This is a genomic window from Brucella gallinifaecis, assembly GCF_006476605.1.
Taxonomy (GTDB): domain Bacteria; phylum Pseudomonadota; class Alphaproteobacteria; order Rhizobiales; family Rhizobiaceae; genus Brucella; species Brucella gallinifaecis.
In genome coordinates, this window is record NZ_ML636807.1 from 38,103 (window position 1) to 55,132 (window position 17,030).

Sequence of the window (17,030 nt, forward strand, 5' to 3'; positions counted from 1 at the left end):
ATTGAATCTAATACTAGATTTAAAAGCGTTTGAAATGAATGTCAGTCGACCGAAGGATTAATCTGCGGATGCGAAAAATCAGGCGTTTTCTCCGGCAGATCACCTTCGATGTTTATAATCATTTCAGCAGCGATGATGGCTGGGCATTTGCCTCTCATATAGCGCTTTCAGGACTGATGGCGCTGTTCCCCTTTCTGATATTTGCAACAACACTTGCCGGTTTTCTGGGCACCAAGGAATTTGCAAATAATGCCGTACATGTGGTTTTCGACATGTGGCCCTCCAATATCGCAGCCCCCATTGCCAATGAGGTGATGAATGTCCTGACGGTTCAGCGCAGAGGGCTTCTGACGATGAGTGTGATCGCCGCCGCCTATTTTGCCTCTAACGGTGTGGAAGCGCTTCGCATGTCACTCAATCGCGCCTATCGCGTAACCGACCAGCGCTCGATTATTTTCTGTCGCCTGCAAAGCCTTGGCTTCGTGCTTATCGGGACAATCAGCCTGATGGCGATCAGCTTTCTGCTGGTTCTTGCTCCGCTTGCTGTGCGTCTGGCCGAACAATGGTTTCCCGACATTGCACCCTTCACCGGCACAATCGCTATCTGGCGCTATACGATTACTGTCATCGTTCTGGTGCTGGCACTATTCATGGTACATATATGGCTGCCTGCCGGAAAACGCCGCATCAGCGACATTCTCCCCGGCATCGGCATCACCTTGATTGCATGGCTGGCCGCCGCAACTGCCTTTGCAAAATATCTCGAAACATTTGCAAACTATGTCACCACCTATGCAGGTCTTGCCTCTATCATGGTGGCAATCGTGTTTCTCTATATGCTTTCAGCGATCTTCATTATCGGTGCAGAAATCAACGCAGCAATCATGATCTTCCGCAAACGGGAACAACAACCCGAACTTATCGACGCAAGGTAGTTATCGACGCAGGGTAGTCAGGGCCACACCAAGTGTCGTTACGACCATGCCGGCAATCTGAATGGGACCAAGCGTTTCCCCGAAAATCAGATAGGCCATGATCGCAGCAGTACCTGGCACCAGATAAAAAAGTGATGCGACCTTCGACATCGCGCCTTCGCGGATCATCACCAGCAGCGCCAGAATTGCACCGATGGAAATCGCAAGCGTCAACCAGACCAGCGCAAAGATCATCGGCGGCGACCAGACCATAATCCGTGTTTCAAATGCAAAAGCACAAATTGCAGTCATTGCTGCGGCAGCAATATATTGCACTGCCGTCCCGGTTTTAATATCCGCAGCCGTGCCAAAACGCTTCTGCCAGACTGTGCCGGTGCTGATCGCAAGAACAGCAATAAAAGCTGCCAGCAGGCTTTGCGGATCAACACCGCTATGGCCCGAAAATTTAGGCCAGACCACCATCGTCACCCCAAGAAAGCCGATGAGTAACCCCAGCCATTGACGCCCGCTGGCCCGCTCTCCTAGCAGAACTGCCGCAATCAGCGTAGTCAGCATGGGTTGCAGCCCGGCAACAAGCCCGGACATTCCCGCTGGCAAACCATGATGCACGGCCCAGAAAAGCGCTGAAAGATAACCCCCATGGATGAGGCAGCCGACAATTGCCGCATTGAGTAATATTTTGCCTCTTGGCCAGACACTGCGACTTGCCATTGCCCATATGATCATGATGAGAGCTGCAATAGAAAACCGCACCGCCATGAAGCTGAACGGTTCTGCATAGGGCATGGAAAGCCCTGCCCCGATAAAGCCGGTGGCCCAGAGCAGCACAAACATGATCGGGAAATAGCGGGTGGCCATGATGCAGACGTTCCTGTTTTCTTCCCTCTAATCCCGTTGCATCCATTAAGCTATCGCATAAATCTGATTGCTATGATCAATTTGCCAAATGGCTTACTTCTGCCTATGAAACCTCATGGATATTCAGAACGATACAATCCGCATTTTTGTTGATGCCGACGCCTGCCCCGTAAAGGCGGAAGTCTACCGTGTTGCCGAAAGGCACAATCTGCCTGTTGTGCTGGTCGCCAACAGCTATATCGCCATACCGCGTGATGCAGAACGTGTGGAACGGGTGATTGTCTCTGACAAGCTTGATGCAGCCGATGACTGGATTGCTGAAAACTCCCGACCCGGAATTATTGTGATTACGGCAGATATTCCGCTTGTGAGCCGGTCGATTGAAATGGGTGCATCGGTCATCGCACCCAATGGCAAGGTTCATACGGCAAGCACCATCGGCAACACACTTGCAACGCGCAATCTGATGGATTCACTGCGCTCCGCAGGCGAGACCACGCGCGGACCGGCCCCCTTTTCTCCCAGGGACCGTTCGGCATTTCTGTCAGCCCTTGAACTGGCAATCGTCCAGCTCAAGCGCTCCGGCTTTAAATCAGCTTGATCGGATAGAGGCTGTTGCAACACCAGCCCCGATCAACATTGTTCCACCGGCCCGATTGAAAATGCGCAAAGCACGCTCATTGGCAAAGAAACGACGGGCGCGCGTGGCAATCAGCGCATAAGCAAAGGCATTGAGAAATGCCAGCACAAGGAACGTCGTTTCAAAGACCAGCATCTGCGTCATGAAATCCCGATGCGGGCTCAGGAACTGCGGCAGGAAAGCCACAAAAAAGGTAATGCTTTTGGGATTTAGCGCCGTCACCAGCCATGCATGAAGCAGCATCCGCACTGGCTTCACCTCATCGTGCCGCGCTTTGGCGTCCATTTTGCCACCGGCCCGAAACAATTTTATACCCAGCCAGATGAGATAGGCAGCACCAACCCATTTCACGACAGTAAATATTGTCGCCGACGTGGCGAGAAGTGCACCGACCCCCAGCATGGACAGCGTCATGGCGGTAAAATCACCAAGCGCCACACCGATTGCCATGGGGAGAGCTGCTTTCCAGCCCTGACCAAGCGCATAGGAGACCACCAGCAAAATCGTTGGTCCCGGAATAATCAAAAGCACAATGGATGCAGCAGAAAATGCCAGCCAGACTTCCATACTCATCTGTAATATCCCCTTTATAGAAAGAAGGAAGCCACCAAATGAGATATTTGTCTATCTAAAGTTTTTGCGCAGCTTCAATCAGATTGATGGCATCCGGGCCATCCCATGGAGCGGGGCCATTCATCGACGCAATCTGGCAACCATCCTTATCGACCAGCAAAGTAACTGGCAGGCCAAAAGCCAGATTCTTGCGCTTTAACTCATTAAAGCTCGACATGGTGGCATCACGGTTGAGGCTCAGGCTCTTGATGCCGATCTCTTCAAGAAACTTGCTTGGCTTCTCATCCGATCCGGTATCGATATTGATAGCAACCACATCAAAGTCGCTGCCGCCCTTTTGCGCTTGCAGATTATCAAGTTCGGGCATTTCTTCCCGGCACGGTGCGCACCATGTCGCCCAAAGGTTTACAAGCAACGTCTTGCCCTTGTAATCACCAAGCGTCATTTGCTTGCCATCTGGCCCATTGAAAGCAATATGAGCCACTGAAATAGGCTTTTCAGCTGCACGCATGGCGGCAACGCCGCCCGTTGCGGCCTCAGCAAGGCTCTTCAAACTTTCAGCCTTCAACGCACATTGTGCGGAAGCTGCATCCGATTTCGCTGAAACATTGCTGCTGGCAGCATTGCCAGAAGGCTGTTTCATCACGTATACCGCGCCTATACCGGCGATGACACCGGCAAGCGCTGCAAGAAGGACAATCTTCCGATTGCCTGATTTTGCCTTAACCTTGTCTTCTGCCATCTCGCGTCACTTTCCTTTAATCTTGCATTCGAGGCATACGAGCATGAGCGAACAAAAATCAAGCAACCAGATGTGGGGCGGCCGTTTTGCCTCAGGTCCCGATGCAATCATGGAAGAGATCAATGCATCGATCGGCTTCGACCGCAAGCTCTATGCGCAGGATATTCAAGGTTCTCTCGCCCATGCTGCCATGCTTGCAAAGACAGGCATCATTACGGCAGAAGATCATAAAAAGATTGAAGACGGCCTGAAAACCATCCTGAAAGAAATTGAGGACGGCAAATTTACCTTCTCTCGCAAGCTGGAAGATATTCATATGAATATTGAAGCGCGACTGGCCGATCTTATTGGCGCATCCGCCGGGCGTCTGCATACGGCCCGTTCGCGCAATGATCAGGTAGCGGTTGATTTCCGCCTTTGGGTCAAGCGCGAAATGCAGAAAACCGCCGCCGCCCTTAAAGGCCTGATCGAAGCTTTTCTTGAACGCGCAGAAGAACATGCAGCAACCGTCATGCCGGGTTTCACACATCTGCAAACGGCACAACCTGTCACTTTTGGCCATCATTGCATGGCCTATGTGGAAATGTTTGGCCGCGATCTGTCGCGTGTAAACGATGCTATTGAGCGCATGGACGAATCGCCTCTGGGTGCAGCGGCCCTTGCAGGCACAGGCTTCCCGATTGATCGTCACATGACCGCACAAAGCCTTGGTTTCCGTGAGCCAACCCGTAATTCGCTTGATAGCGTTTCCGACCGCGACTATGCGCTGGAATTTTTGTCGCTGGCTGCAATCTGTGCCGGTCATCTGTCGCGTCTGGCTGAAGAAATCGTCATCTGGTCCACACCCCAGTTCAATTTCGTCCGCTTGTCCGACGCTTTCTCGACCGGCTCTTCGATCATGCCGCAGAAGAAAAACCCCGATGCTGCCGAACTTGTACGCGCCAAGACCGGTCGCATCAATGGTTCGCTCGTGGCACTGCTGACCATCATGAAGGGGCTGCCGCTTGCCTATTCCAAGGATATGCAGGAAGACAAGGAACAGGTTTTCGACGCTGCTGAAAATCTGGAACTGGCAATCGCTGCAATGTCCGGCATGGTGCGCGATCTGAGCGTCAATATAAACGCTATGAAAAAAGCTGCCGGTTCCGGCTATTCAACGGCGACCGATCTTGCTGACTGGCTGGTGCGTGAACTGGGGCTTCCTTTCCGCGATGCGCATCATGTGACAGGTCGCGCTGTGGCTTTGGCTGAAAGCAAGCAGATTGATCTCGCAGAACTCTCGCTTGAAGACCTGCAGTCAATCAATCCGGGCATTACCGATGCAATCTTCGGCTATCTGACGGTTGAGCAGTCAGTCGAAAGCCGCCAATCCTTTGGCGGCACTGCTCCGCAGCAGGTACGCAACCAGATTGCTTACTGGAAAAATCGCATCGCGAAAGCGTAAGCTGACAATCAAAGTGAAGTCACTGTTAAAGGAGTGATTTCACTTTCTGACATTTTGGGTTAGACCTGACCCATAGGACAATTTCCGGGAACCAAAGCAGATGACAGGCCGCTCCGCCATTTCTTCCGTGCTTCTGATAACAGCTCTTGCTGCTACTCTTTCCGCTTGCGGTCGAGCAGGTCCGCTTGAACCGCCACCTGCGCAGATGATCACCAATGAGCAGGGCCGAACGGTCGAGAAACCGAAGGAAGACAAGCCCTTCATCCTCGACAAAATCCTCTAATTCCTGATCAAGCAGGGACTGTTTCCCGTGAATCATTTCGAATATCGCAACGGCATTCTGCACGCCGAAAATCTGAGCCTGCCTGAAATTGCGCAGCATGTCGGCACGCCCTTCTATGTCTATTCCCGCGCAACCATCGAGCGTCATTTCCGCGTTTTCAGCGAAGCTTTCGCTGACATGGATACGCTGGTGACATATGCGTTGAAGGCCAATTCTAATCTCGCTGTGCTTAAAACCCTCGCCAGGCTTGGCGCAGGCGCTGACACGGTTTCAGAAGGCGAGATTCGCCGCGCCTTGGCCGCAGGCATTCCGGCCAGCAAAATCGTATTCTCCGGCGTTGGCAAAACTCCGCGCGAAATGGATTTTGCGCTTGATACAGGCATTTACTGCTTCAATGTCGAATCTGAACCTGAGCTTGAAATTCTTTCTGCCCGTGCAGTGAAAGCGGGCAAGGTTGCATCAGTCTCGCTACGCATCAATCCGGACGTCGATGCCAAGACCCATGCCAAAATCTCGACCGGAAAATCGGAAAATAAATTCGGCATTCCACGCATAAAAGCCCGTCAGGCCTATGCGCGTGCAGCAAGCCTGCCCGGTATCGACGTTGTTGGCATTGACATGCATATCGGAAGCCAGATCATTGATCTTGAGCCTTTCGACAGTGCTTTTGCACTCATGGCGCAGCTTGTGCAGGAATTGCAGGCCGATGGCCACAATCTGCGCCATGTCGATGTCGGTGGTGGTTTGGGCATTCCTTATCGTACCGATAACAATCCGCCGCCACTGCCGGTTGCCTATGCGCAAATCGTTGCGAAACACATCAAGCCGCTCGGCCTCAAGACCGTATTTGAGCCGGGCCGTCTGATCGTCGGCAATGCCGGTCTTCTGGTGACAGAAGTAATTTTCGTCAAAGAAGGTGACGCCAAGAACTTCATCATCGTTGATGCGGCGATGAATGACCTCATTCGTCCGACCCTTTATGAGGCTTTCCACGACATCAAGCCTGTCATCGAAACCAGGGATAATGCCCCGCGCATTCGTGCCGATTTTGTTGGACCCGTCTGTGAAACCGGCGACTATCTCGGCCTTGACCGTGAAGTGGCAAAACCCGCTCCCGGCGATCTGATTGCGGTTTGCACAACGGGTGCTTATGGCGCGGTTCTGTCGAGCACCTACAACAGCCGCCTTCTGATCCCGGAAGTGCTGGTGGATGGTGATCGCTATCACGTCATTCGTCCACGCCGGACCTATGAAGAGCTTTTGGCACTCGATTCTGTACCGGACTGGCTATAAGCGCATCCCGAAAAATGTGAAGCGGTTTTCGGATAAGATGCGCGTTAAAAACAATGATTAGAGCGCCAATCTGATTTAATCAGATCAAAACGCGCTCTAATTAAGACCATAGCCTCGTCTTTGCCATGATGCGTGTTATTCTGTGAATACAACACAAACGTCACACGCATCAGAAAGCCCCGATGACACAGCAAAGAAAAGACAGCAAGGACTTGCCAAACCGCAAGCGCGATGCGTTTTTCAAGCTGTTTTCCGGTGAAGATGCAGCACTCAGGCGCTTGCGTCTGCAAAGTTTTTTGACCCTCAGTTTCGAGCGGCTATGGCCGCTTATCTTGCCACTGATTCTGCTGATTGCACTTTTTGCAAGCTTAAGCTGGCTTGGCCTTTTTGCGCTGATGCCGCGCTGGTTGCATATTGCGGTGCTCGGACTGTTTGGCCTTGCAGGCATTATTGCCCTTTATCTGCCTTTTCGTTTTAAACGGCCTGATGAAAATGCAATCACCACCCGCATTGAAGATGTAAACGGGCTGATCCATGAACCGCTGGCTGTCCAAAGCTGGGAAATGGCAACAGGAAACAATGATCCGTTTGCCTTAGCACTTTGGCACGAACATAAGCGCCGCATGGCCGAACGGCTTAAAAACCTGCAATCGGGTATTCCGCGCCCGCATATTCCAGAACGCGACCCTCTTGCATTGCGTGCAATCGTAGCACTGCTGTTTGTGACCGCCGCAGCTTTTAGTATCAGCCCGAATAGCGGCCATATTTCTGATGCTTTCAACATTCGGACAGGGTCGCCATCATCAGTTACGCGTATTGATGCATGGGTAACACCACCCCAATATACCGGACGCGCACCAATATTCCTCAGCACGACATTGGATGAAGCGAATGTCGAAAAGCCAATCACGGTGCCACAAGGCAGCATCGTCAATATTCGTATTATTGGCGGCGGTTCTGAACGACTGACCACGACGGATTCAACCGGCCACCGCAGTGAAATAAAGCCCGTCTTGCCCAAAGAAGACGAAACACAAGGAACGCTTGCCGATAAAAGCCGTAGCTTCCGTTACGATCTTCAACAGGACCAGACCCTGACACTGTCCGGCATCAATATGCGCTGGACATTTGCGGTAACGCCCGACAATCCTCCAAGCATCCATTTTACCAAAGAGCCCGGCCATGCACTCAATGGCACCTTGCAGCTCGCCTACGAAATTTCCGATGATTATGGTGCGATCAAAGCCTATGGAGAGATCGTTCCGCTCGATATCGACCATGAAGACGAAGAAACAGCGCCTCTCTATGATGCGCCGGACCTGCCGCTCGCCCTGCCGCGTCGTGGGACAAAGGAAGCAAGCACATCCAAAGACCTGACCCAGCACCCATGGGCTGGTCAAAAAGTTGCGCTGACACTTGTTGCAACCGATGCCGCAGGCAAATTCGGACGCAGTGAGACAAAGATCATTACTCTTCCCGAGCGTCCTTTCTCCAATCCGCTGGCAAAGGCTGTTGCAGAGCAGCGCCGGATACTGGCGCTTGATGCCACTCAGCGTGATCATGTCCGCGATATGCTTTCAGCGCTGATGATCCGCCCGGAAGAGACGATCAAGGACAAGGCCCATTATCTTGGTCTCGTGACGATCCGCACCCGCTTACGGCTTGCAACCGGCGACGATGCACTGCGCGATACGGCAGACTATATGTGGCAGGTGGCACTGGGCATTGAAGACGGCAATCTTTCAGCAGCCGAAAAGCGCCTGCGTCAGGCGCAGGAAGCTTTGCGCAATGCCTTGCAGAATGGCGCCTCGCAGGAAGAGATCGAAAAGCTGACTGCACAATTGCGCGAGGCAATGCAGCAATTCCTGCATGAATTTGCCCAGCGCCAGCAACAGAATCCAAATGCCCGCAATCAGCCAATGGACCCGAATACGCGCATGCTGACCGACAAGGATTTGGCACGGATGATGGACCAGATTGAAAATCTGGCCCGTCAGGGATCGCGTGATCAGGCAGAACAGCTTCTGTCGCAATTGCAGGACATGATGAACAATCTGCAAATGGGGCAACAGTCTCAAGCAGGTCAGCAAGGCCAGGGTCAGGGTCAGGCTAGTCCTATGCAACAGCAGATGAACAAGCTGGGCGATCTGATGCGCCGTCAGCAGCAGATGATGAACGAGACCTTCAAACTCGATCAGCAGATGCAGCAGCAGCTATATGGCAATGGTCTATTTGGCGATGAAGATATGCTGCCGGGTGATGATGGAACCATTGCGCAAGGCGAATCGCAGCAAGGCGGCCAGTCCGGTGAAACCTCATCGGAAATGGCTGAAGCCATGCGCAGGCTGCAACAACAGCAACAGGCCCTTCAGCAGGAACTGAAGAAATTTGGCGAAGACCTGAAAGATATGGGCATAGACCCCAATAAGGATTTCTCCGAAGCGGGTAAATCCATGGGAAATGCCGCCGATGCTCTTGGTCGCAGCGAAAGCACTGAAGCTGGCGACCAGCAGGGAAATGCGCTCGAAGCTCTGCGCCGCGGTGGTCGTGATATGATGCAGCAAATGCAGCAGGCCATGGGACAGGATGGTCAGGGCCAGAGCGGACAACAGGGGCAGAATGGCCGTGATCCACTCGGCCGTCAGCAGGGTAGCAACGGCATGTCTATTGACAATGGCGTCAAGGTTCCGGGCGAAATTGATATTCAACGCGCCCGTGAAATCCTCGATGCAATCCGCCGCAAGCTCGGCGACGCACTGACACCACAGATGGAGAAGGAATATCTCCAGCGATTGCTGCAGTTCGATTAGGCTTACTCACCCGACTTTGGCAGCATATGCCACTAGCCGCGGGAGATTTTGGTTATAACGTGCCGAAAATAGTGATTTGCGAGAACCGGAGCGGAATGTACTTTTCGTACATGAGCACCGGAAGCATAGCAAAGCGCTATTTGCAGGCCGTTAGAGCCGAAATCTCAAGGTTAGTCACGGACATGTCCCACATAGGGCAACTGCCGAAACGAATGGGCAACATCCATGCCATAACCGACGACAAAATAGTCGGGGCATTCAAACGCCACGAAATCGGCATCAAGATCGACCTTGCGACGCACGCTCTTGTCGAGAAGGACAGCGATGCTGACACTGCGTGCTCCGCGTTCAAGCATCAGTTCACGCACGAATTTGAGAGTCTTGCCTGATTCGAGAATATCATCGATCAACAAAACATCACGGTCTTTCACATCGCTGTCGATGTCACGCAACAGGCGCACTTCGCTACTGGTCGTCCCCTTGCCATAGCTTGAAACGGTGATGAACTCGACATCCGGTTCAACACCGGCATCATGCATCGCGCGAATAAGATCGGCTGCAAAGATGAAAGACCCTTTGAGAATGGAAATCGTCAGCAGATTATGAAAATCGCGCCCGGCTATTTCTTTTGCCAGCGCGAGATTACGCGCAGCGATTTCCTCCGGGCTGAAAAGCACGTCAATGGTTTTGCCGCCTACCTGAGGCATCTGCTACGTCTCCTGATTTATAAGCATAGTTGCTTCGAAAGGCACGCTCTATACCATGCTTTGAGAAAAATGTACCCTTTGCAGTGCACGAGTTTGAGAACAAGAGAATAGCGGATAATCATTTGCCATTTCATTGATTTGATATAGCGTGCCTGCCATGCATACGGACATTATCGAACTGCGTTCCTTTTACGAAACCACTCTTGGCCACCTCGCCGAACGCTCCATTCGTATGGCGCTGGCAGCGCTGTGGGGGCATGTTCCGGGCGAAAGGCTTGTTGGTCTTGGCTATAGCCTTCCTTACCTTGATCGTTTCAGCGCTGATACGGAACGAAGCTTTGCTTTCATGCCTGCGGGACAGGGGGCCGTTGCATGGCCATCACCGGGCAAATCCAGCACTGCACTTGTCTTTGATGAAGAATTGCCCTTGCCTGATTCTTCCATTGATCGCGTATTGATGGTGCACGCACTGGAATATTCTGAAAATGCTTCCGAAACGCTCAAGGAAATGTGGCGTGTGCTTGCTCCCAATGGACGCCTCGTCATTGTGGTTCCCAACCGGCGTGGCGTCTGGGCACGGCTTGATCGCACACCATTTGGCAGCGGTCGTCCTTATAGCCGCACACAATTGACCGCCCTGCTGCGCGAAGCCAATTTCAGCGTGAACACAATCAGCAATGCGCTGTATTTTCCGCCTGTAAAACGCCGCTGGATGATGCGCCCCTGCATGGCTGCCGAAAAGATTGGCCGCAAACTGTGGCCGTTATTTTCCGGCGTTCTTGTAATTGAAGCACAAAAGCGTCTCTATCAGGGTCTGCCGGTTGCACAACGCTCCTCACGACGGGTTTTTGTCCCCGTTCTCGCTCCACAGGGAACGCCGGTCAGCGGTTTGAGAAAAACCACCTCGAAAGAAGCCAATAAATAGCGCTAGAGTCCTTATGCCCAAGGTTTTTCTCGACTTGAACGCAGCAGCGGTTTATGCCCGCAACGTAACCTTAACATCAGTCCTTTTGGCGGAGCCAAAATCATGACCAATATGCAAAATCTTTCCCGTCCCCAGCCTAAGTCCGGCCTGCTCGACATTGCAGCCTATGTGCCAGGCAAGGAACATGTAGAAGGCGTTGCAAAGGTCTATAAGCTTTCTTCCAATGAGACACCGATCGGACCCAGCCCCCATGCTGTGGAGGCCTATCGATATCTGGCCGATACACTCGCACTTTATCCCGATGGACAGGCAATTGCATTGCGTGAAGCAATTGCCGAGACGCAAGGGCTTAACATCGGCAATATCATCTGCGGCAATGGTTCGGATGAATTGCTGGGCCTGCTCTGCCAGACCTATCTTGCACCGGGTGATGAAGCCATCATCACTGAACACGGTTTTGCGGTTTACAAAATCCAGACCCTTGGCGCAGGCGCCACGCCTGTAACTGTGAAAGAAAAGAATGAGCGCATTGATGTCGATGCGATCCTTGCTGGTGTAACCCCACGCACAAAAATCGTGTTCATTGCCAATCCAGCCAATCCGACCGGCACCTATCTGCCATTTGAGGAAGTACGTCGTCTTCACGCCGGCCTGCCAAAGACTGTTCTGCTGGTGCTCGATGCTGCCTATGCGGAATATGTTCGTCGCAATGATTATGAATCAGGTCTTGAGCTGGTCTCATCAAACGAAAATGTCGTCATGACCCGCACATTCTCAAAAATTCATGGTCTGCCGGGCCTGCGGATCGGCTGGATGTATGCACCATTGCACATCATTGATGCTGTGAACCGGATTCGCGGTCCCTTCAACATGAATGCGGCAGCAATTGCGGCAGGGGCTGCTGCGATCCGTGACCGTGCGCATGTGGTAAAGTCTGTCGAATACAATGAAAAATGGCTGACATGGCTGACGGATGAATTCACCAGGCTTGGGCTGCGCGTGACACCATCTGTCACCAACTTCCTGCTGATGCACTTCCCCGATGATGCTACCCATTCAGCGGATAAGGCTGACGAATGGCTTTGCAAGCGCGGTTATATTCTGCGCCGTGTGGGTAGCTACGGCTTCCCGAATGCACTGCGCATGACCGTCGGCACGGAAGAAGCCAATCGCGGTGTTGTCGCCGCTCTTATCGAGTTTTTAAAACAGAACAATGTCTGATATTCAATTTAACAAAATCACACTTATTGGCATTGGTCTCATCGGTTCATCCTTAGCGCGTGTCATCCGCCGCGAAGGTCTGGCCAATCATATCGCCATTGCCACACGCAGCGCAGAAACCCTCAAACGCACCGAGGAACTCAACCTTGGCGACAGCTATTCAACCGATAGTGCGCAAGCCGTCAAAGATGCCGACCTCGTCATCATATCGGTGCCAGTCGGCTCATCCGGCACTGTTGCGCGACAGATTGCATCCAGCCTCAAACCCGGTGCCATCGTCACAGATGTCGGCTCGACCAAAGCTTCGGTCATTGCACAAATGCAGCCGGAACTGCCGCAGAACGTGCATTTCATTCCTGGCCACCCGCTTGCGGGCACGGAATATTCCGGCCCGGATGCAGGCTTTGCCGAGCTTTTCACCAATCGCTGGTGCATTCTCACACCTTTGCCCGATACCGATCAAACGGCAATCGACAAGCTTTCCGCCTTCTGGACAAAATGCGGTTCGCGTCTTGACCAGATGGACCCACAGCATCACGATCTGGTGCTGGCCATCGTCTCGCATCTTCCACATATCATCGCTTACAATATTGTCGGCACCGCCAGTGATCTGGAACAGGTCACAAAATCGGAAGTCATCAAATATTCGGCTTCAGGTTTTCGCGACTTTACACGTCTGGCAGCATCAGACCCGACGATGTGGCGAGATGTCTGCCTGCATAACAAGGACGCAATCCTTGAAATGCTGGCTCGTTTCTCGGAAGATCTTGCTTCCTTGCAGCGCTCGATCCGCTGGGGTGATGGTGAAGCACTTTTTGATCTGTTCACACGCACACGTGCAGTGCGACGCAGCATCATCGATGCCGGTCAGGAAGTTGATGCGCCCAACTTCGGGCGTCAAACAGCCTCCCGGACAAATAACGAAGAATAATCAAAAAAGGGCAGTATAAAAACTGCCCTTTTTTATAATTCTGGCACCCGACCAAGCGGAATAAAACCGGCACGGGCCCGTCCGTCACGAATGGTAATATCCATTGTCGGATTGCCCTTTTCATCTTTCGGCATGGCAGAAAGAGCAAAAAGAACCGTAGCAATATTGCCGCCCTGTTCAGGGAAAATGGTTTGGCCGGCCTGCGCAAACGATTGTGGGTTAATCAGCGTGACTTTGAGATCCGCGTTAATTTTACCCTCCGCATCAACAGCCACCGGCCCGGCAACCGAAATCATAGCTCCATTTGGCATAGATAAAAATGCCTGATTGATCACACCGCTATGGCCGCGCATCCGCTCGCTGAACGGGGACGGACTGGCAGCAAGAAAAGTCGCGGCATTTTCGATCTGCATATCAACAAGACCATCTATTTCTGGGCTTTTGGCATGACCGATCAAAAATGGTTCAAGCTTTAACCCAGCAAAACGGCCATTGATTTCAAGCAGATCATCCTCGCTGCTCAGGCGAAGGCTGATCTGTTCAACCGTACTGATCTGTTCTGTCGTCGTAGTTTCGGTGCGCAAGCCCACATTCACATCCCGCGCATTCAATTCAATCGCAGTCGGAAATGGACGGGCAAGACGTGTATTCGAAGTAAACCTACTCCAATTAATTTCCAGTGGCTGTAGACCCGGAAACTCAATGAATGCAGGACCAGTCAGCTCATTACTAAGCGAGCGTGGCGCATAAGCCGGTGAGCCTGATGTAAAACGCCCAGCCCGAAACGCCATGCCCTCGGAAGGCTTCTGCCATGAAATGCTTGCGCAAACCACATTCACTCGCAACGGATAACCGCCCATGTGCAGATCTTCACACTGAACACCTACCCCCTGTGATGCAAGCCTTGCTATATCGGCTTTTGCGCGGCCTTCAATCTTGCCGGAAATATAAAACCACCCGGCTGTATAGGCAGCTATCAGCACAAGCATGATGATCACAATCGTGACAGGACGCTTTCTGGATTTCTTGGTTTCAATACCAACACGCGCCATCAAGAAAGCCTTTGCTTTATCAAATACTTGGTTAGCGGTTCACGATGACCGGTTAAGGGCACAGCATATCATAAACCCACCTGCTGTCTCCAACAGGTGGCTATATTATGGCAGGATTGAGTCTTGTGAAGTTATGATCAACAAAAAATGCGGTATATCCTGAAATTGACAATAAAAACTCGCCATAATTGCACTTATATTGATTCCTATCATGACAAAGCACACCGACAATCAAGACATGAATGATTTCTGGGTATTCGGCTACGGCTCGCTGATGTGGCGACCGGGATTCGCACATATTGAAACTGCACGCGCACGCTTACACGGCTATCGACGCAGTCTATGCATCTATTCACATGTTCATCGGGGCACACCTGATCATCCGGGTCTCGTTCTTGGTCTTGATAGCGGTGGTTCCTGTCTTGGAATGGCTTTTCGCGTACCCGGCGACATGGCAGATGAAGTCATGATCTATTTGCGTGAACGCGAAATGTCCAATCGGGTCTATCACGAAAAATGGCTGCGTTTGCGCCTTGCAGATGGTCGCGATGTTCAGGCTGTCACTTATGTCGCTGACCGAACACATATCCAATATGCCGGCTCGCTTAAGGCAGAGCAAGCAGCTGCAATCGTCGCATCCGCACAAGGTATTTCCGGTGCAAATATCGACTATGTTTCAAACACGATGGAGCATTTACGCAACATGCGTGTACGCGATCACACGCTTGAACATATCAGCAGCCTCATTGAGAGCATGGCTGACTGACGCATCATTGGCGTCAGGTTGGTTGAGCCTCCCGGCTTTCTTTTACAAGAAGCAAGGCGCCAATGAAAAAATAGATCGCTCCGATCAGGGTATGCGTATTGGAATAGCTGATCAACCATAGAGCATCATTTCTGTTTGGCGATGTCGGTGTAACAGCAGCAATCATAAAAGCTATACAGCCCAGAAGATTGATGAAAACAATCTGCCAGGACAGGCTCTTCGGGTGCCAGCTCCAATGTTTGTTTCCGACTTCAACAAAAGCCAGATAACCAGAGATCAGAAACAGAACAGATCCTTCAAAATTAGGCGCCCATATTTCCAGAACATCGAGCTTCGGAAGACCGGGGGCAGCGATACTGTTAAATGTACTGATATTAAAAGCAATTGTTCCAATAAACTGTGTAAACGAACTCAACCATCCTGCACTGCGCGGATGCCATCCGATCAGGGACAATCGGTGCCGCCCCTCGCCTGACTGGGGTGACGATGCCTTAAAGTCCAGTGCATTAGCCGATTGCAAATGCTGCAGCCCTGCGGCAATCGTGAAAGGTATTGAGCCTGCAAAGAATATAAGATTGGTCAGATTGGTCAGTTGCGGCCAGCGCAATGCACAAAACATGAATATGCTACCCAGTGCGAAAATAAACGCACCCACGGCAAAAGAAATACCAATATTGGCGTTGTAGCTTTGCGTCTGCCAGAAAGGTGCCTGCCAGGCTGCATGTTGAGCAGATTTAAACTCCAGGCCTTTGCGTTGCATTCTTGCAAGCCAGACGATTCGTGCGCCATGCAGCTTGTAAATTTTTTCAGTTACCAGAGGCCAGATACCAAAAAGCTTCATCGCGGTTCCGCAAGCTGCAAAAGATATTATAAGGCACACAGAATTACACTCACATAAGACTGTCCATCCTGCTCTTGATAAAATTGATACACAGGCCTGTTGCTGCTGTCATCAGTCCATCTGACGTAAACTCTATGAGAAACAGACAATCCAGCCCTTGTTCTTGGCCCGTGCAACCGCTACATCTCGGAAAATTCTCAAGGAGAAAACTATGATCGCATTGTTTCGCACCATTGATCTGGCGCTCGATATCTATACGTGGATCATCATTGCAAGTGCCATTTTCTCATGGCTCTATGCGTTCAACGTTGTCAATTCTTCCAACCGCTTTGTCGCATCGATCGGTGATTTTCTTTACAAGGTTACTGAGCCCGTATTGCGCCCGATCCGCAATATCCTGCCCAATCTTGGCGGCATCGACATTTCGCCAGTTGTGCTGTTGCTGATTATTTTCTTCATCCGTCAGTTCATGTGGACAACGCTGCTTCCTGCCCTGCTGTAACAAATGCTATCCAGCAAGCACATGCTTTCTGAGAGGATTTATTAGTTACCCGTAAGCCGAGGCGCAACTTTTTCGATATCAGCGATCAGTTGCAAAAGATTTCTGCTGATATGCGCATGCAACAATGCTGCGGCTTCCGGATATTCCTCCAGAATGCGCCGAAAGACCGAACGGCTGATGCGGATAACTTCCGTTTCTTCTTCCGCCAGAGCACCGGTCAGGCGTGTAGTCTGCGCAATCAGCGCCATTTCACCCAGCATGGCACCGGGACCGACAGGGCGGATTATAATCCGCCCTTCATCTGCATCATGAAACAGACTGATATTGCCCGATACGACAACATAGCCGCAATCAGCACTCTGGCCTTCGCGAAACAGTTCCCGACCAGCACGCAGAACAAGACGTTCTGCGCCAAAGGCGAGCAAACGCAACTGTTCAGGTGAGAAAGACTCGAACAGGCCTACTGAGCCGAGAATACGAATATCATCATCAAGCGCCATAGCCTGT

The 17,030-nt window shown here is 51.7% G+C and carries 18 protein-coding genes; 11 read left to right on the forward strand and 7 right to left on the reverse strand.

The annotated features are described in order from the left end of the window. Nucleotides 1-68 precede the first annotated feature (68 nt). On the forward strand, nt 69-935 hold the full coding sequence (locus FHY56_RS12215; RefSeq protein WP_140905480.1) for a YihY/virulence factor BrkB family protein: 867 nt from the start codon (nt 69-71) through the stop codon (nt 933-935). On the opposite strand, the gene FHY56_RS12220 is transcribed toward FHY56_RS12215, so the two are convergent. Beyond that, nucleotides 936-1,793, reverse strand: coding sequence for a DMT family transporter (locus FHY56_RS12220; protein ID WP_140905481.1), 858 nt, complete (start codon nt 1,791-1,793; stop codon nt 936-938). 115 nt (nt 1,794-1,908) lie between these two features. On the opposite strand from FHY56_RS12220, the gene FHY56_RS12225 reads away from it, so the two are divergent. Next, the gene (locus FHY56_RS12225; RefSeq protein WP_140905482.1) at nt 1,909-2,394 is read left to right on the forward strand and encodes a YaiI/YqxD family protein; all 486 of its coding nucleotides are present in this window, start codon (nt 1,909-1,911) and stop codon (nt 2,392-2,394) included. Here the strand turns inward: FHY56_RS12225 and FHY56_RS12230 are convergent. Both FHY56_RS12230 and tlpA read right to left on the reverse strand, forming a co-directional pair. After that, nucleotides 2,386-3,006 carry a LysE family translocator gene (locus tag FHY56_RS12230; protein ID WP_140905483.1) on the reverse strand — a complete coding sequence of 207 codons (621 nt, stop codon included), beginning with the start codon at nt 3,004-3,006 and terminating at the stop codon, nt 2,386-2,388. The two genes, FHY56_RS12225 and FHY56_RS12230, sit on opposite strands and share 9 nt — an antisense overlap. Nucleotides 3,007-3,061: 55 nt before the next feature. Further along, entirely contained in the window at nt 3,062-3,748 is a 687-nt protein-coding gene (gene tlpA, locus FHY56_RS12235; protein WP_140905484.1) for a thiol:disulfide interchange protein TlpA, read from the reverse strand. A 43-nt stretch (nt 3,749-3,791) separates the two neighbouring features. On the opposite strand from tlpA, the gene argH reads away from it, so the two are divergent. The 4 genes from argH (at nt 3,792) to FHY56_RS12255 (ending at nt 9,578) form a co-directional block, all read left to right on the forward strand. After that, nucleotides 3,792-5,192, forward strand: a complete 1,401-nt coding sequence (gene argH, locus FHY56_RS12240) for an argininosuccinate lyase (RefSeq protein ID WP_140905485.1) — start codon at nt 3,792-3,794, stop codon at nt 5,190-5,192. 100 nt (nt 5,193-5,292) lie between these two features. Continuing rightward, nucleotides 5,293-5,475, forward strand: coding sequence for an LPS translocon maturation chaperone LptM (gene lptM, locus FHY56_RS12245; protein ID WP_140905486.1), 183 nt, complete (start codon nt 5,293-5,295; stop codon nt 5,473-5,475). 27 nt (nt 5,476-5,502) lie between these two features. Then, entirely contained in the window at nt 5,503-6,768 is a 1,266-nt protein-coding gene (gene lysA, locus FHY56_RS12250; RefSeq protein WP_140905487.1) for a diaminopimelate decarboxylase, read from the forward strand. A 182-nt stretch (nt 6,769-6,950) separates the two neighbouring features. Further along, nucleotides 6,951-9,578, forward strand: coding sequence for a TIGR02302 family protein (locus FHY56_RS12255; protein WP_140905488.1), 2,628 nt, complete (start codon nt 6,951-6,953; stop codon nt 9,576-9,578). 170 nt (nt 9,579-9,748) lie between these two features. On the opposite strand, the gene hpt is transcribed toward FHY56_RS12255, so the two are convergent. Next, nucleotides 9,749-10,285, reverse strand: a complete 537-nt coding sequence (hpt, locus tag FHY56_RS12260; protein ID WP_140905489.1) for a hypoxanthine phosphoribosyltransferase — start codon at nt 10,283-10,285, stop codon at nt 9,749-9,751. A gap of 157 nt (nt 10,286-10,442) precedes the next feature. On the opposite strand from hpt, the gene FHY56_RS12265 reads away from it, so the two are divergent. The 3 genes from FHY56_RS12265 to FHY56_RS12275 all read left to right on the forward strand — a co-directional run bounded on the left by FHY56_RS12265 (nt 10,443) and on the right by FHY56_RS12275 (nt 13,362). After that, nucleotides 10,443-11,210, forward strand: coding sequence for a class I SAM-dependent methyltransferase (locus tag FHY56_RS12265; RefSeq protein WP_140905490.1), 768 nt, complete (start codon nt 10,443-10,445; stop codon nt 11,208-11,210). Between the two features lie 102 nt (nt 11,211-11,312). After that, nucleotides 11,313-12,431 carry a histidinol-phosphate transaminase gene (gene hisC / locus FHY56_RS12270; protein ID WP_140905491.1) on the forward strand — a complete coding sequence of 373 codons (1,119 nt, stop codon included), beginning with the start codon at nt 11,313-11,315 and terminating at the stop codon, nt 12,429-12,431. Continuing rightward, a complete protein-coding gene (locus FHY56_RS12275) occupies nt 12,424-13,362 on the forward strand; it encodes a prephenate/arogenate dehydrogenase family protein (RefSeq protein WP_140905492.1) in 939 nt (312 codons plus the stop codon). The genes hisC and FHY56_RS12275 overlap by 8 nt, the downstream gene beginning before the upstream one ends. A gap of 32 nt (nt 13,363-13,394) precedes the next feature. Here FHY56_RS12275 and FHY56_RS12280 read toward each other — a convergent pair whose 3' ends face one another. After that, complete coding sequence (locus FHY56_RS12280) at nt 13,395-14,414, reverse strand: DUF2125 domain-containing protein (protein WP_140905493.1); 1,020 nt, start codon at nt 14,412-14,414, stop codon at nt 13,395-13,397. Nucleotides 14,415-14,652: 238 nt separating this feature from the next. Here FHY56_RS12280 and FHY56_RS12285 point away from each other — a divergent pair, with 238 nt between their 5' ends. Next, nucleotides 14,653-15,180, forward strand: a complete 528-nt coding sequence (locus FHY56_RS12285) for a gamma-glutamylcyclotransferase (protein ID WP_193556786.1) — start codon at nt 14,653-14,655, stop codon at nt 15,178-15,180. Nucleotides 15,181-15,193: 13 nt separating this feature from the next. Here FHY56_RS12285 and FHY56_RS12290 read toward each other — a convergent pair whose 3' ends face one another. Beyond that, nucleotides 15,194-16,021: a hypothetical protein gene (locus tag FHY56_RS12290; protein ID WP_140905495.1), complete on the reverse strand. Its 828-nt coding sequence runs from the start codon at nt 16,019-16,021 to the stop codon at nt 15,194-15,196. A 211-nt stretch (nt 16,022-16,232) separates the two neighbouring features. On the opposite strand from FHY56_RS12290, the gene FHY56_RS12295 reads away from it, so the two are divergent. After that, on the forward strand, nt 16,233-16,523 hold the full coding sequence (locus FHY56_RS12295; protein WP_140905496.1) for a YggT family protein: 291 nt from the start codon (nt 16,233-16,235) through the stop codon (nt 16,521-16,523). Between the two features lie 41 nt (nt 16,524-16,564). Here FHY56_RS12295 and FHY56_RS12300 read toward each other — a convergent pair whose 3' ends face one another. Further along, complete coding sequence (locus FHY56_RS12300) at nt 16,565-17,023, reverse strand: cyclic nucleotide-binding domain-containing protein (protein WP_140905497.1); 459 nt, start codon at nt 17,021-17,023, stop codon at nt 16,565-16,567. Between the last annotated feature and the right edge of the window lie 7 nt (nt 17,024-17,030).

Coding starts and splice junctions, on each gene's coding strand:
- FHY56_RS12215 (WP_140905480.1), top strand. CDS start 69: ATGCGAAAAATCAGGCGTTTTCTCCGGCAGATCACCTTCGATGTTTAT.
- FHY56_RS12220 (WP_140905481.1), bottom strand. CDS start 1,793: ATGGCCACCCGCTATTTCCCGATCATGTTTGTGCTGCTCTGGGCCACC.
- FHY56_RS12225 (WP_140905482.1), top strand. CDS start 1,909: ATGGATATTCAGAACGATACAATCCGCATTTTTGTTGATGCCGACGCC.
- FHY56_RS12230 (WP_140905483.1), bottom strand. CDS start 3,006: ATGAGTATGGAAGTCTGGCTGGCATTTTCTGCTGCATCCATTGTGCTT.
- tlpA (WP_140905484.1), bottom strand. CDS start 3,748: ATGGCAGAAGACAAGGTTAAGGCAAAATCAGGCAATCGGAAGATTGTC.
- argH (WP_140905485.1), top strand. CDS start 3,792: ATGAGCGAACAAAAATCAAGCAACCAGATGTGGGGCGGCCGTTTTGCC.
- lptM (WP_140905486.1), top strand. CDS start 5,293: ATGACAGGCCGCTCCGCCATTTCTTCCGTGCTTCTGATAACAGCTCTT.
- FHY56_RS12255 (WP_140905488.1), top strand. CDS start 6,951: ATGACACAGCAAAGAAAAGACAGCAAGGACTTGCCAAACCGCAAGCGC.
- hpt (WP_140905489.1), bottom strand. CDS start 10,285: ATGCCTCAGGTAGGCGGCAAAACCATTGACGTGCTTTTCAGCCCGGAG.
- FHY56_RS12265 (WP_140905490.1), top strand. CDS start 10,443: ATGCATACGGACATTATCGAACTGCGTTCCTTTTACGAAACCACTCTT.
- hisC (WP_140905491.1), top strand. CDS start 11,313: ATGACCAATATGCAAAATCTTTCCCGTCCCCAGCCTAAGTCCGGCCTG.
- FHY56_RS12275 (WP_140905492.1), top strand. CDS start 12,424: ATGTCTGATATTCAATTTAACAAAATCACACTTATTGGCATTGGTCTC.
- FHY56_RS12280 (WP_140905493.1), bottom strand. CDS start 14,414: ATGGCGCGTGTTGGTATTGAAACCAAGAAATCCAGAAAGCGTCCTGTC.
- FHY56_RS12285 (WP_193556786.1), top strand. CDS start 14,653: ATGAATGATTTCTGGGTATTCGGCTACGGCTCGCTGATGTGGCGACCG.
- FHY56_RS12290 (WP_140905495.1), bottom strand. CDS start 16,021: ATGAAGCTTTTTGGTATCTGGCCTCTGGTAACTGAAAAAATTTACAAG.
- FHY56_RS12295 (WP_140905496.1), top strand. CDS start 16,233: ATGATCGCATTGTTTCGCACCATTGATCTGGCGCTCGATATCTATACG.
- FHY56_RS12300 (WP_140905497.1), bottom strand. CDS start 17,023: ATGGCGCTTGATGATGATATTCGTATTCTCGGCTCAGTAGGCCTGTTC.